Consider the following 13690-nt stretch of genomic DNA (forward strand, 5'->3'; position numbering starts at 1 on the left):
ACGGGCTTGAGTGTCAGGGCGCGGACGCCGGGCGGCTCACCGGCCGGTCCGACGGCGTGGGTGGGATCAGCGCCACCGGGCAGGCGGACATGCGGAGGCACGCCGTTCTGACCGGTCCGCGGGGTCTCGGCGCGTCGCCCAGAACCAGGAGGTCCGCCTTCGCCGCCAGGTGCAGCAGGGTCCGGACGGGGTTGCCGAAGGCCAGTTCCTGCCGGACGCGCACCGGGGGCTCGGCGCCCAGGACGGCCCGGATGTCGGCGGCCAGGGCGCGGCGGGCACGCTCGCGTTCCCGGTCGAGGGACGCGATCAGCCGGTCGCGGCGGCCGTGCCACGAGCGGACGGCCAGGATCTCGGCGTGCCGCCGCGCCGCCTCGCCGGCGGCCCAGTGCAGGGCGGTCAGGGACGCCGGGGAGCCGTCCACCCCGACGACGATCCGCGCCGGGGCGGGAGGGTGCACCGGCCGCGGTGCCCGTGTGCTCAAGGATGTCTCCCTCGGTGGTGAGGTGCGGCCCCTCATGCTCGCGGCGTGCGCACCGGGCTCCCCATGGCCAAGGGTCCTCAGCGGCTGGGACGAAGGTCCGTTCAGGTGAGGGCGAGCACCTGCATCGCCAGGCGGGCGGCGCGGCCCCCCTCCTGTTCGGCGACCGCGAGCGCGGCGGGGGCGTCGAGGTCGCTGAGGAGCGCCTCGGTCACGGCCGCCTCGGCTGCCGGGGAGCGGTCGGCGCGGCCGGCGGCGGTGTGCAGCCGGTCCAGGCGGGCGGCGGCCTCGTCGAGGACGCCGGGCGTGTAGTCCCATTCGTCGTGCCACGGCGCGGTGATCAGCATGAGCCGCACGGCGGCGGGCGGGTGGTCGGGGACCAGGTCGGAGACCAGGACGAGGTTGCCCGTCGACTTGGCCATCTTCACGCCGTCCCGCCGGACCATGCCGATGTGCAGCCAGGTGCGGGAGAAGGGGCGCACGCCGGTCAGCGCCTCGGCCATCGCCGACTCGTAGGCGTGGTGCGGGAAGCGCAGGTCGGTGCCGCCGGCGTGCAGGTCGAGGGACGGGCCGAAGGTCGTCATGGCCATCGCGGCGCACTCGGCGTGCCAGCCGGGACGGCCGGGACCCCACGGGCTGGGCCAGGCGGGTTCGCCCGAGCGGGACGGGCGCCACACGGCGACGTCGAACGGATGCTCCTTGCGCGGATCATCCGGTTCGTCCCCGTACTCGGCCAGGAGGGCGTGGGCCTCGTCGCGGGCCAGGCCCGTGCGCCGGCGGGCGTCGGCGCCGCGGAAGTACACGGCGCCGTCGCGGACGTAGGCGTGGCCCGCGGTGAGCAGGCCCTGGGCCAGCGCGATGACCTCGCGGACGTGGTTGTGCGCCCGGGGCTGGTGGTCGACGGCGCGCACGCCGAGGGTGTCGAGGTCGCGCTCGAAGTAGTACTGCTGGACGGCCGCGAAGCTGTCGTAGGGGCTGCCGGCGCGGTGCGCGGCCTGGTACAGCACGTCGTCGACGTCGGTGACGTTGCGGCAGACGCGCACGTCCCCGCCCGCGTGCCGCAGGACGCGGGCCGCGACGTCGGCCCAGACGAAGGTGCGGGCGTGGCCGAGGTGGGTGGCGTCGTACGGGGTGATCCCGCAGACGTACATCCGGGCGGGGCCGACGACCGGCAGCGGGCGGCCGCCGATCCGGAGGGTGCTGTCGGGTGCGTTGAGTTCCACGGGGGTTCCGGTCCTCACGATGGTCGGTAAGCCCAGAAGGCCGTCATCCTCCCAGTGTGCGAAGTGGGAGGTAAAGACCGAACCGGGACCTTGGTCCCGGCCGCAGGGGACTTTGGGACCCTGATCCGCGACCCGCCGCGTCAGAGGCTTGGGGCATGGCAGAGCTCTCCGGCGGGGTGCGGGCGCGGGTCGTCGCGGTCATCGGGGCGTCCCACGAGGGCGGGACGGTCCTCGACGGCCTGCTGCGCGGTGGTTTCGACGGCTCCGTCTACGCGGTGAACCCGCACTGCGCCGGGAACGGCGCGGGCGGCGTCCGGTGCGTGGCGACGCTCGCCGACCTGCCCGAGCCGCCCGACCTCGCGGTCATCGCCGTCCCCGCGTACGCGGTGCCCGGCGTGGCGGGGGCGTGCGGCCGGTCCGGCGTGCCCGCCGTCGCGGTGGCCGGCGCGGAGCTGTCCGATGAGCAGGAGCGCGGGCTGCTCGCCGCCTGCCGCGAGCACGGGATGCGGCTCGTCGGGCTGGACGGCCTCGGCGCCTGACGCCGCCGCGCGCCGGTCAGCCGTCCTTGCGCGCCACGGCCGTCCAGCCGGCGTCGGTGACGTACTCGCCGCCCGCCGGGCGCCATTCGTGCAGGCGGACGACTCCCGGGTCGAGGACGGTCAGCCCGTCGAGGAGCGCGGCGACCTCGTCGCGGGTCCGGGCCACCAGGGGCGCGCTCGCCGACTGCGAGCGGTAGGTCTCGCCGACGCGGATGTTGCGCTGCTCCTCGGCGGCCGCGTGGGAGAGGACGACGTGGCTGCCGGGCGGCACCGCGTCGATCAGCCGCCGCATCTTGCCCGCCGGGTCCTCGGCGTCGGGCAGGAAGTGCAGGACGGCGACGAACAGCAGGCACACCGGGCGCGAGAAGTCGAGCAGCTCGCGGGCGGCGTCGAGTATCTCCCCGGGGGAGCGCATGTCGGCCTGGACGATCGAGGTCTGCGCGTCGGTGGCGAGCAGCGCCCGTGCGTGCACGACCACCATGGGGTCGTTGTCGACGTACACGACCTTCGCGTCGGGCCGGACCGCCCGCGCCACCTCGTGGACGTTGCCCTGAGTGGGGAGGCCGGTGCCGACGTCCAGGAACTGGTCGACGCCCTCACCGGCGACGAAGCGGACGGCGCGCTGCAGGAACGCCCGGTTCGCGCGGGCCACCCCCTCGACCGTGGGGAGCGCCTCCAGCACCTTCTTGGCGGCGGCACGGTCGGAGGCGTAGTTGTCCTTGCCGCCGAGGAAATAGTCGTACATCCGGGCCACGCTCGGGACGGTCGCGTCCTCGGGCCGGTCGCCCGCGGATTCGCCGTCGGATCCGCCCTTCACGTGCTCGTCGTCCACGGTTGGGACCTCCCGGCAGGTTCAGTTCATGATCAATCAGTGTACGACGGACATTCCGCCCGGACCGGGGGAACGCGAGGGCGCGTGTCTAATCCTCGGTGACCAGGGAAGATCCACGGCGGAAGCGGGCCCCGCGTCCGCTTCCACTCGGTACCATGCATGATTGCCGCAGGGCAGAGATGCGGTCGGAGGGACGGTCATGACCGGCAGCGGGGAGCGCGTCGGCGATCACCCGGGTCGGGGGGCGCCGCAGGCCGCCGAGCCGTCCGCCCCGCCGCGGCGGCTGCCCTTCAACGCGGGCACGCTGAAGGTGGCGCGGGGGATGGTCGTGCAGTGCGCGACCGCGGCCGGGCTCGACGAGGACCGCGTCCAGGACGCCGAGCTCGTGGTCAGCGAGCTGACCGCCAACTCCGTCGAGCACGGCGGCGGCAGCGGCGTGCTGTGCCTCTGGCACGACGCGACGCACCTCATCATCGAGGTCAGCGACGCGGGGCACATCGACGATCCGCTGGCCGGGCGGCGTCCCGTCCCGCCCGACACGGTCGGCGGACGGGGCCTGCTGCTCGTCCACAAACTGGCCGATCTTGTCCGCATCCACACCGGTCCCGGCGGGACCACCATCCGGGTGTACTTCACCCGTGCGATCATGTGCTCATGAGCGAGGTCTCCGCGCGCGGGTACGGGCCGGATCACGCGTCGCCGTTCGCCTTCGGGCTGCACCACGTGCAACTCGCCATCCCGCCCGGCAGCGAGGACGACTGCCGGGCGTTCTACGTCGACGCGCTCGGGATGCGCGAGATCGCGAAGCCGCCGGAGCTGGCCGCGCGGGGCGGGCTGTGGGTGCGCGCCGACGACCTGGAGATCCACCTCGGCGTCGAGCAGGGCTTCCGCCCGGCGCGCAAGGCGCACCCCGGCATCCGGGTCGCCGACCTGGACGGGCTGGCCGAGCGGCTGGCCGAGCACGGCGTCGAGGTGACCTGGGACGGCGCCTTCCCCGGCCATCGCCGCTTCTACGCGTCCGACAACCTCGGCAACCGGCTGGAGTTCCTGCAGCGGGACGCCTCCGCGGCGGAAGGCTGACGCTCAGGGGAACCCGCCGGCGCGGCCGAGCAGCGCCGGCACCGGGCTGCCGAGGCGCTCGCCCAGCCACGCCGCCGTCTCGGTGAGCGGGGCCATCCGGACGCCCGTGGCGACGCCCATGCGGTCGAGCGAGTAGAGCAGGTCCTCGGTCGCGATGTTGCCGGTCGCGGCGGGCGCGAACGGGCAGCCGCCGAAGCCGCCGGTGCTCGCGTCCAGCGCGCTCACCCCGTGGTCGAGCGCGGTGAGGGCGTTGGCGTAGCCGGTGTTGCGCGTGTTGTGGAAGTGGCAGCGCAGCGGGACGCCCGGGGCGGCCTCCGCGGCGCCGGTCAGCAGCGTCCGCACCTGCGCGGGGACGCCCACGCCGATCGTGTCGGCCAGCGCGATCTCGTCGGGCTCGCTCTCGGCGACCCGCCGCACCAGGTCGAGGACGCGGCCGGCGGGCACCTCGCCCTCGAACGGGCAGCCGAACGACGCGGCGATCGTTACCGTGCGGAAGAGCCCGGCGGCGCGCGCGTCGGCGGCGATCCGCGCCCAGTTGGCCACCCCCTCCTCGACCGTGCAGCCCTGGTTGCGGCGGCTGAACTCGTCGGTGGCGACGACCACGACGTTGACCTCGTCCACGCCGGCGGCGAGCGCCCGGTCGAGCCCGCGCGGGTTGAGGACCAGCCCGGCGTAGCGGACGCCCGCGGACCGGGGGACGCGCTCCATCACGGCTTCGGCGTCCGCCATCTGCGGGACGCGCTTCGGGTTGACGAAGCTGACCGCCTCGATCCGCCGCAGCCCGGCGGCGACGCTCCGCTCGATCAGCCGCACCTTGTCGGACGCGGGCAGGACCGCGGCCTCGTTCTGCAGCCCGTCCCGGGGGCCCACCTCGATCAGTTCGACGCTCGCCATCGGCCATCCCTTGTATGCAATGCGCGAATGCTCTGCAGAATCGTTCAGGTCAGACTCTTGTGTCAAGCGACCTCAATGCATATCTTGCATGCAATCAACCGGAACGAGGGGGTTCGGATGGTCCGTGCCGTGGACCGTGTGTACACGCGGCTGCGCGCCGACATCCTGGACGGCGTCCACCCGCCCGGCGCGCGGCTCGGCGAGGCCGAGCTGGCCGAGCAGACCGGCTCCAGCCGGACGCCGGTCCGCGAGGCGCTGCGCCGGCTGGAGGTCGAGGGGCTGGTCGAGGTCCTGCCGCACCGCGGCGCCCGCGTCCCGGACTGGACGCCGGAGGACCTGGAGGAGATCTACGACCTGCGGATGCTGCTGGAGGGCGCCGCCGCGCGCCGCGCCGCCACCCGCATCGACGGCAAGGACGCCGACCGCATGGCCGAGCTGTGCGACCTCATGGAGCGGGCCACCGCCGCGGGCGACGGCCAGGACCTCGACCGGGTCGCCGAGCTGAACGCCGAGTTCCACGGCATCGTCCGCGCCGCCGCGGCCAGCGCCCGGCTGGTGTCGATGCTCAACGCCGTCGTGCAGCTCCCGCTGGTCATGCGCACCTTCCACCGGTACTCGCCGGACGACCTCGCCCGCAGCTGCGCCCACCACCGGGAGCTGGTGGCCGCGCTGCGGGCGGCCGACGGCACCTGGGCCGAGTCGGTGATGCGGGCCCACGTGCTCGCCGCGAAGGCGGTGCTGCTGCGCGCCGCCCGCGACCAAGCGCCGGCCGGCGACCGGGACGACACCGGCGGCCAGGACGACACCGGCGGCCAGGACGACACAGACGGCACGGACGGCCGGGACGACGCGACCGAAACGAGGATCCGCTAGATGTCAACGCACGACGGCGCCCCGCGGGACGCCCGGGGACCGCTCGCCGACCTGCGGGTGGTCGAGATGGGGCAGCTGCTCGCCGGGCCGTTCTGCGGCCAGCTGCTCGGCGACTTCGGCGCCGAGGTGATCAAGCTGGAGTCGCCGGGGACGGGCGACCCGATGCGCCAGTGGGGGCGGGAGAAGCCGCACGGCAAGTCCCTGTGGTGGCCGGTGGTCGCCCGCAACAAGAAGTCGGTCACCTGCAACCTGCGCACCGCCGAGGGGCAGGACCTGGCGCGCCGCATCATCGAGCGGGCCGACATCGTGGTGGAGAACTTCCGCCCGGGCACGCTGGAGCGCTGGGGGCTGGACTTCGAGTCCCTCCGCGAGCGGAACCCGGGGCTGATCCTCGTCCGCGTGTCCGGGTTCGGGCAGAGCGGCCCCTACGCGCCGCGCGCCGGATACGGGTCGATCGGCGAGGCGATGGGCGGCATCCGCTACGTGACCGGCGACCCGGGCAACCCGCCGTCCCGCGCCGGGATCTCGCTCGGCGACTCGCTCGCCGCCGTGTTCGCGACGATCGGCGCGCTCGCCGCCGTCCACCACCGCGGCAACACCGGCCGCGGCCAGGTCGTCGACTCGGCCATCTACGAGGCGGTGCTGGCGATGATGGAGTCGCTGCTGCCCGAGTGGGCCGTCGCCGGCTACCAGCGGGAGCGCACCGGGTCGGTGCTGCCGAACGTGTCGCCCAGCAACGTGTACCCGACCGCGTCCGGCGAGATGATCCTGATCGCCGCCAACCAGGACACCGTGTTCGCGCGGCTCGCCAAGACGATGGGCCGCCCCGAGCTGGCCGACGACCCCCGGTTCGCCGGGCACGCCGCGCGGGGCCGCAACATGGCCGAGCTGGACGAGCTGATCTCCGCCTGGTCGGCGACGCTCGAGACCGCCGATCTGCTGGAGACCCTCCACGAGGGCGGCGTCCCGGCCGGCCGCATCTACACCGCCAAGGACATGTTCGAGGACCCGCACTTCGCGGCCCGCGAGGCGATCGTGCGCCTCGCCCACCCCGACTTCGGGGAGCTCCCGATGCACAACGCGTTCCCCAAGCTCAGCGAGACGCCCGGGGCGGTGCGCCACCCCGGCCCGGCGCTCGGCGAGCACAACCGGGAGGTGTACGGCGGCCTCCTGGACCTCCGAGAAGACGAGATCGCCGCGCTGGCCGAGCGCGGAGCCATCTAGAAGCGAGCCGAAATGATCGAGCACGGCATCGGGAGGCCGGCATGGGTTATCGCCTAGGCGTCGATGTAGGGGGCACGTTCACCGACGTGCTGCTGGTGGACGAGGAGACCGGGGTCAGCCACCGCGCCAAGACCGCGTCCACCCCGGCGGACCAGTCCGAGGGCGTCCTCAACGGCATCCGCAAGGTATGCCGGGACGCCGGGATCGAGCTGTCCGAGGTGGCGCATGTGCTGCACGGCACGACGGTGGCGACCAACGCGATCCTGCAGGGCAGGGGCGCGCGGGTCGGGCTGGTGACCACCCAGGGGTTCCGGCAGGTGCTGCAGATCGCCCGGTCGTTCGTTCCGGGCGGGCTGGCCGGCTGGATCATCTGGCCGAAGCCCGAGCCGCTCGCCCGGCTGGAGCACACGGTCGAGGTCCCCGGCCGGATCGCCGCCGACGGCTCGGTCGTCGCCCCGCTGGACGAGGACCGAGCCCGCGCCGAGCTGCGCCGCCTCGCCGGAGCCGGCATCGAGGCGCTCACGATCTCGCTGATCAACTCCTACGCCAACGACGAGCACGAGCGGCGGCTCGGCGAGCTGGCCGCCGAGGAGCTGCCGGGCGTCCCGGTGTCGCTGTCCAGCCGCGTCCTGCCGGAGATGCGGGAGTACGAGCGGACCGTCACGACCGTGGCGAACAGCTACGTGCAGCCGGAGGTCGCCCGGTACGTGAGCAACCTCGACCGGTCGCTGACCGGCAGCGGGATCGCGGCGCCGCTCGCGGTGCTGCGCAGCGACGGCGGGCTGACGCAGGCGGCGAAGGCGGCCGAGGACCCGGTGGCGCTGCTGCTGTCCGGCCCGGCGGGCGGCGTGACCGGCGCGGTGTGGTTCGCCGAGCAGGCCGGGTACCGCGACTTCCTCACGTTCGACATGGGCGGCACGTCCACGGACGTGGCGCTGGTCCTCGGCGGGCGCCCCCGGATCGGCCGGGAGACCAGCGTCGGCGACCTGACCGTCCGGGCGACCAGCGTGGACGTCCGCAGCGTCGGCGCCGGCGGCGGATCGATCGCGCACGTCCCCGAGCTGACCAAGGCGCTGCGGGTCGGACCGCAGTCGGCGGGCGCCGACCCGGGCCCGGCCGCGTACGGCGCGGGCGGCACCGACCCCACGGTGACCGACGCGAACGTCGTCCTCGGCTACCTGCCGACGGAGCTCGCCGGCGGGGAGATCACGCTGGACGTGGAGGCCGCCCGCAAGGCGGTGGGCGGCATCGCCGAGGCGATGGGCCTGCCGAGCGTGGAGGCTGCTGCGGCGGGGATCATCGACATCGTCAACGAGAACATGCTGGGCGCGCTGCGGCTGATCAGCGTCCAGCAGGGCTTCGACCCGCGCGACTTCGCGCTGATGTCGTTCGGCGGGGCGGGGCCGCTGCACGCGAACGCGCTCGGCAGGCTGACCGGTTCGTGGCCGGTGATCGTGCCGCCGTCGCCGGGCGTCCTGTGCGCCTACGGGGACGCCACGACCTGCGCCCGCGACGAGAGCGCCCGCACGATGGTGCGCCGCTTCTCCACCCTCGACGACGCCGAGCTGCGCGCCGTGCTCGCCGAACTGGAGGACGCGGCCGCCGCGCGCCTGGAGTCGGAGGGCGTCCCGCGCGGCAGCCAGACCGCGACGTACCAGATCGACCTGCGCTACCACGGCCAGGGCTTCGAGATCCCCGTCGAGATCGACCGCGAGACCGTGGACGGCGACCTGCTCACCGAGCTCGGCGCCGCGTTCGACGCCGAGCACAAGCGGTTGTTCTCGTTCCTGCTCGACAACGAGCGCGAAGTGATCAACCTGCGGGTGACGGTCAGCGGGCCGCGCCCGGAGGTCGCCTGGCGGACGCTGCCGGAGGGGGACGGCGACCCGTCCGGGGCGCTGGTCCGCGAGACCGAGGTGTGGATGGACGGCGCGCACGTGCCCGCCCGCATCTACGACCGCGCGAAGCTGCGCGCGGGGGACGTGGTGACCGGCCCGGCCGTCGTGGTCGAGATGGACTCCACCACCCTCGTCCTGCCCGGGCACGCCGCGACCGTGCACCCGAGCGGCAGCCTGCTGATCCGTCCCACTGAGGAGGGCTGATGGCCGAGATCCTGCAGACCACCACCGAGCCGGTCGGCCGGGTCGACGTCGACCCGGTCACCCTGGACATCATCGAGAACGCGCTGCGCAACGCGCGCTACGAGATGGACGAGGTGCTGTTCCGCACCGCGCTGTCCCCGGGCATCCGCGAGCAGCACGACGAGTTCCCGCTGATCGCCGACCCGTCCGGGAAGATGGTGGTCGGCCAGTTCGGGCTCTCGGTGCCGGACTTCCTGGACAACTTCGACGGGACGATCGGCGAGGGCGACATCCTGATGACGTCCGACCCGTACGCGTGCGGCGCGGCGATCAGCCACGCCAACGACTGGCTGCTGGTCGTGCCGATCTACCACCGGGGCCGGCTCGTGGGCTGGTCGTCGATGTTCGGCCACATGTCGGACGTGGGCGGCAAGACGCCCTGCTCGATGCCCGCCGACGCCCGCACCATCTACGAGGAGGGCGTGGTCGTCCCGCCGTTCAAGCTCTACGAGGGCGGGGAGCTGAACGAGGCGGCGCTGCGCATCATCCTGAACCAGGTGCGGATGCCCGACTGGAACCGCGCCGACCTGAACGGCCTCGTCGCGGCCTGCACGACGGCGGCGCGGCGGGTGAACGAGCTGTGCGACCGGTTCGGCGTCGAGACGTACCTGTCCGCGCTGGACGCCCTGCTCGACCGCAACTACCAGGCGATGAAGGTGCTGCTCGCGACCCTGTTCGAGGACGGGCAGACGCTGGAGTTCGCCGACTACATCTGCGACGACGGCTGCGGCTACGGCCCCTACGAGCTGAAGATCTCGCTGACCCGGCACGGCGAGAAGGTCCACCTGGACTTCAGCCACGCCGCGCCGCAGGCGGTCGGGCCGGTGAACTACTTCATCAACGAGAACCTCGTCCGGATGTTCTTCGGGATCTACGTGATCACCGTCGCCGACCCGCAGATCCTGTGGAACGACGGCTTCTACCCGCTGATCGACGTGACGATCCCCGAGGACTCGTTCTGGAAGCCGCGCCACCCCGCCGCGCTGAACGCCCGCAACCACGGCATCGGCCGGGTGTTCGACCTGTTCGGCGGGCTGCTCGGGCAGACCAACCCGGAGATCCTGAACGCGGCCGGGTTCTCGTCCTCGCCGCACTTCATGTACTCCGGGCACTACACGTCCGGTCCGCGCGAGGGCGAGTGGTTCCAGCTGTACTCGATCGGGTTCGGCGGCGTGCCGGGGCGCCCGGTCGGGGACGGCCCGGACGGGCACTCGCTGTGGCCGTCGTTCGTCAACATCCCCTGCGAGTACCTGGAGTCGTACTACCCGCTGCGCATCGAGCGGTGGGAGACGATCGCCGACTCCGGCGGCGCCGGCCTGCACCGGGGCGGCAACGGCGTGGACGTCGCCTACTGCTTCGAGGAGCCGGGCACGATCGCGATCCACGACGACCGCTGGCTGACCTACCCGTGGGGCGTGAACGGCGGGCGGCCGGGGGAGCGGGGCCGCAAGTGGATCGACCGTGCGGACGGCACGCGGGAGGTGCTGCCCAGCAAGGTCCACGACGTCCCGGTCGCGCCGGGCGACGTGCTGCACTTCGTGACCTGGGGCGGCGGCGGATGGGGCGACCCGCTCGCCCGTCCCGCCGAGCTGGTCGCGACGGAGGTGCTGCGCGGCCTCGTGACCGTCGAGGGAGCCCGCGACGGGTACGGCGTCGTCTGCACCGCCGACGGCGTCCTCGACGAGGAGGCCACCGAGCGGCTGCGGGCGGAGAAGGCCGCCGAGCGGACGGAGATCCCCGTGTTCGACATGGGCCCGCCGCTGGAGGAGATCCTCGCCCGCTGCGAGGAGGAGACCGGGCTGCCCGCGCCGCGCCCGCCGGTCGACGTCCGCTCCGCCGACGCTTTGCGGCGATGACCGGCGACATCGTCGCCGGCTACCGGGAGTCGGGGTTCGGGGAGAGCCTCGGCTGCGGCCGGTCGCCCGCGGTGCTGGTGGTCGATCTCGTCCGCGCCTACCTGGAGGACGGCTCGCCGCTGCGCGCCCCGGTCGAGGGCGCGCTGGCGGCGTCGGTGTCGCTGATCGGCGCGGGGCGGGCGGCCGGGCTGCCGGTGCTCTTCACGCGTGTGAGTTACCGGCCCGGCGGCGTGGACGGCGGGCTGTTCCGCCGCAAGATCCCGGCGCTGCGGGTGTTCGAGGAGGGGAGCCCCCTCGGCGACTTCGCCGAGGGGGTCGCCCCCGCGCCGGGGGAGACGGTCGTGACCAAGCAGTACGCGAGCTCGTTCCACGGGACGTCGCTGGCGGCGACCCTGACCGCGTCCGGCGTCGACACCCTGTTCATCTGCGGGCTGACCACGAGCGGCTGCGTCCGGGCCACGGCGACCGACGCCCTGCAGCACGGGTTCCGCCCGCTCGTGGTGGACGAGGCGTGCGGCGACCGCGACCGGCGCCTGCACGAGGCCAACCTGCTCGACCTGCAGGCCAAGTACGCCGACGTGATCTCACTGGACCGGGCGCTGAAGCTGATCGGCTGACCGGCCGGTCGCCGGCCTGCGGCGTGCCGCCTTCGCCCGCGGGGCGGCGGCATGGGGGCGGCGCGCCGCGGGTCAGTTCTTCTGGGCGTGCCGCGCGGCGGCGGTGTGGAGGGCGAGGGACAGTTCGACGGCGCTGTCGACGACCGCGTCGAGGTCGTCGCCGAGCCGCCCGTCCGCCCACCGCTGGGCCAGCTCGGTCATCGCGCCGGTGAACATCGTCGCGGCGATGACGACCGGCAGCCGCGGGTTCTCGACGTTGCTCATCGCGAGCACGCCGTCCAGCAGGGCGGTCTGCGCGGCCCGGCGCCGCTCGGCCAGCACCTCGTTGCCGGGCGCCTCCGCGAACAGGACGCGCCCGCGCCGGGGGTCGTCGCTGATGAAGCGCAGCACGCTGCGGATGCCCGCGCGGGTGCGGGCCTCCGGGCTCGGGCCCGCCTCCTCGACCGCGGCGTCCAGCACCTCGGCGAGCGCCGTGGCCTGCCGGTCGTAGACGGCCGCGAGCAGCTCGGCGGTGTCGGCGAAGTTCTCGTAGAAGTAGCGCGTGTGCAGCTCGGCCTCGCGGCACACGGCGCGCACCGTCAGGCCCGCCTCGCCCTCCTCGCCGAAAAGCCGGTACGCGGCCCGGACGAGCATGGCGCGCCGCTCGTCCCGCCGCCGGCTCGCGGGGACCCCGGCCCACCGGGTGGACGTGGCCGTGCGCGCGTTCGCCATGCCCCGACGATACCGGCCCTCCCGCGATCCGAGTCTGGACACGGATGTACCCAGACAACTACTCTGGCTACAGTCGTCACCAGAACTGGGAGTGCAGATGCCGGGGAAGACGAACATCGTCGCGACGCGGTTCGAGCGGGCCTTCGACACCGAGATACGCTCCAGGTTCTTCAAGGGCCTGAACTTCGCCGGGCCGGAGGGCGACCCCGGCTGGTTCGGCCCCGGCAGCGCGGTCTGGTACGTGCATTCGCACCTGCCCACGCTGCTCCTCGGCCTGGTCGGCGCCGCCTACATCGAGGGCCTCGACCCGAGCATCAGCTGGATGGCCTACGACCACTCCCGCATCCCCGAGCGCGTCGACGGAATCCCCACCGGCAACATCGACCCGGAGGGCGCCGCGGTCCGGCTCGGGCACTCCCTGTCGTTCTTCATCGGCACCGCCTACGGCTCCACGCCGACCGCCGAGAAGCTGGCCCGCGCCGTCCGCGCCATGCACCACACGGTGAAGGGCACCCGGCCGGACGGGCTCGCCTACGACGCCGACGACCCCGAATGGCTGCGCTGGAACTACGCCACCGTCGTCTGGGGCATCGCGACCGCGCACGAGCGCTACCACCGGCGCCCGCTGCGCGACATCGACCGCTACTACCGCGAGTTCGTCCGCGTCGGCGAGGCCCTCGGCGGCACCGACCTGCCCGCCACCAAGGCCGAGGTCGCCGAGTGCCTGGAGTCCTACCTGCCGCGCCTCGCGCTCACCCCGATCAAGGCGTTCCAGACCGGGCCGAACCTGCGCGACAGCAAGCTCAAGCCCTGGGAGCCCGGCGGCCCCTTCATGGACTGGGCCGCCCGCGACATGCTCCCGGGGTGGGCGCAGAAGCTCTGCCTCTACCGGCCGCCGAACCCGGTGCGGCTCCGCGCCCGCCGGGCGGCGCTGTGGCTCGTCCTCAACGGACTGCACGACGCCACCGGCCCGATCAGGGAGTACCGCGAGGCCGAGGCCCGCGTCGCCGGCGGCGTCTCGGCGCCGGTCGCCTCGACCGCGCCGACCACCCCCGACCCCGCCCTCACCCGGGACGAGGTGGAGGCGATCGCCTGACCCCGGCCCCGCGCCGGGTTCGCCGGCGCGGGCAGCGCTCCGGTGCCGGGCGGGCGCCGATGACTTTCCGGTGCGGAGGCAGTCCACAGAACAGGCGGTCCGCTCAACGGCCGTCGTTCTGATGGG

Annotated in this window: 14 protein-coding genes; 9 read left to right on the forward strand and 5 right to left on the reverse strand. The window is 73.8% G+C overall.

All coding sequences use genetic code 11. The features are described from left to right. Window positions 1–13 precede the first annotated feature (13 nt). Window positions 14–481, reverse strand: coding sequence for a universal stress protein (locus tag ACIWVC_RS05930; protein WP_396449469.1), 468 nt, complete (start codon window positions 479–481; stop codon window positions 14–16). A 101-nt stretch (window positions 482–582) separates the two neighbouring features. Then, on the reverse strand, window positions 583–1701 hold the full coding sequence (locus ACIWVC_RS05935; RefSeq protein WP_396453895.1) for a cysteine--tRNA ligase: 1119 nt from the start codon (window positions 1699–1701) through the stop codon (window positions 583–585). Between the two features lie 155 nt (window positions 1702–1856). On the opposite strand from ACIWVC_RS05935, the gene ACIWVC_RS05940 reads away from it, so the two are divergent. Continuing rightward, a complete protein-coding gene (locus ACIWVC_RS05940; protein WP_396449471.1) occupies window positions 1857–2240 on the forward strand; it encodes a CoA-binding protein in 384 nt (127 codons plus the stop codon). A gap of 16 nt (window positions 2241–2256) precedes the next feature. Here ACIWVC_RS05940 and ACIWVC_RS05945 read toward each other — a convergent pair whose 3' ends face one another. Then, window positions 2257–3072: an SAM-dependent methyltransferase gene (locus ACIWVC_RS05945; protein ID WP_396449472.1), complete on the reverse strand. Its 816-nt coding sequence runs from the start codon at window positions 3070–3072 to the stop codon at window positions 2257–2259. Window positions 3073–3271: 199 nt separating this feature from the next. Here ACIWVC_RS05945 and ACIWVC_RS05950 point away from each other — a divergent pair, with 199 nt between their 5' ends. Both ACIWVC_RS05950 and ACIWVC_RS05955 read left to right on the forward strand, forming a co-directional pair. Continuing rightward, the gene (locus ACIWVC_RS05950) at window positions 3272–3730 is read left to right on the forward strand and encodes an ATP-binding protein (protein ID WP_396449473.1); all 459 of its coding nucleotides are present in this window, start codon (window positions 3272–3274) and stop codon (window positions 3728–3730) included. Beyond that, the gene (locus ACIWVC_RS05955) at window positions 3727–4152 is read left to right on the forward strand and encodes a VOC family protein (RefSeq protein WP_396449474.1); all 426 of its coding nucleotides are present in this window, start codon (window positions 3727–3729) and stop codon (window positions 4150–4152) included. The genes ACIWVC_RS05950 and ACIWVC_RS05955 overlap by 4 nt, the downstream gene beginning before the upstream one ends. Before the next feature lie 3 nt (window positions 4153–4155). Here the strand turns inward: ACIWVC_RS05955 and ACIWVC_RS05960 are convergent, their stop codons facing one another. Then, the gene (locus ACIWVC_RS05960) at window positions 4156–5046 is read right to left on the reverse strand and encodes a hydroxymethylglutaryl-CoA lyase (RefSeq protein ID WP_396449475.1); all 891 of its coding nucleotides are present in this window, start codon (window positions 5044–5046) and stop codon (window positions 4156–4158) included. Window positions 5047–5175: 129 nt separating this feature from the next. Here ACIWVC_RS05960 and ACIWVC_RS05965 point away from each other — a divergent pair, with 129 nt between their 5' ends. Genes ACIWVC_RS05965 through ACIWVC_RS05985 form a run of 5 tightly spaced genes read left to right on the forward strand, consistent with a single transcriptional unit; the run spans window position 5176 to window position 11757 of the window. Next, window positions 5176–5919, forward strand: a complete 744-nt coding sequence (locus ACIWVC_RS05965) for a GntR family transcriptional regulator (protein ID WP_396449476.1) — start codon at window positions 5176–5178, stop codon at window positions 5917–5919. Further along, window positions 5920–7143, forward strand: coding sequence for a CaiB/BaiF CoA transferase family protein (locus ACIWVC_RS05970; RefSeq protein WP_396449477.1), 1224 nt, complete (start codon window positions 5920–5922; stop codon window positions 7141–7143). Window positions 7144–7184: 41 nt separating this feature from the next. Next, window positions 7185–9245 carry a hydantoinase/oxoprolinase family protein gene (locus ACIWVC_RS05975; protein WP_396449478.1) on the forward strand — a complete coding sequence of 687 codons (2061 nt, stop codon included), beginning with the start codon at window positions 7185–7187 and terminating at the stop codon, window positions 9243–9245. Then, window positions 9245–11140 (forward strand): hydantoinase B/oxoprolinase family protein, encoded by a 1896-nt coding sequence (locus ACIWVC_RS05980; RefSeq protein WP_396449479.1) that lies wholly within the window; start codon window positions 9245–9247, stop codon window positions 11138–11140. The genes ACIWVC_RS05975 and ACIWVC_RS05980 overlap by 1 nt, the downstream gene beginning before the upstream one ends. Then, window positions 11137–11757 (forward strand): isochorismatase family protein, encoded by a 621-nt coding sequence (locus ACIWVC_RS05985; protein WP_396449480.1) that lies wholly within the window; start codon window positions 11137–11139, stop codon window positions 11755–11757. The genes ACIWVC_RS05980 and ACIWVC_RS05985 overlap by 4 nt, the downstream gene beginning before the upstream one ends. Before the next feature lie 72 nt (window positions 11758–11829). Here ACIWVC_RS05985 and ACIWVC_RS05990 read toward each other — a convergent pair whose 3' ends face one another. Further along, window positions 11830–12468 (reverse strand): TetR/AcrR family transcriptional regulator, encoded by a 639-nt coding sequence (locus tag ACIWVC_RS05990; protein ID WP_396449481.1) that lies wholly within the window; start codon window positions 12466–12468, stop codon window positions 11830–11832. 97 nt (window positions 12469–12565) lie between these two features. Between ACIWVC_RS05990 and ACIWVC_RS05995 the strand changes: the two genes are divergently transcribed. Then, a complete protein-coding gene (locus ACIWVC_RS05995) occupies window positions 12566–13564 on the forward strand; it encodes an oxygenase MpaB family protein (protein ID WP_396449482.1) in 999 nt (332 codons plus the stop codon). Window positions 13565–13690 lie beyond the last annotated feature (126 nt).

This window comes from Actinomadura sp., from assembly GCF_044508335.1.
Lineage (GTDB): Bacteria > Actinomycetota > Actinomycetes > Streptosporangiales > Streptosporangiaceae > Spirillospora.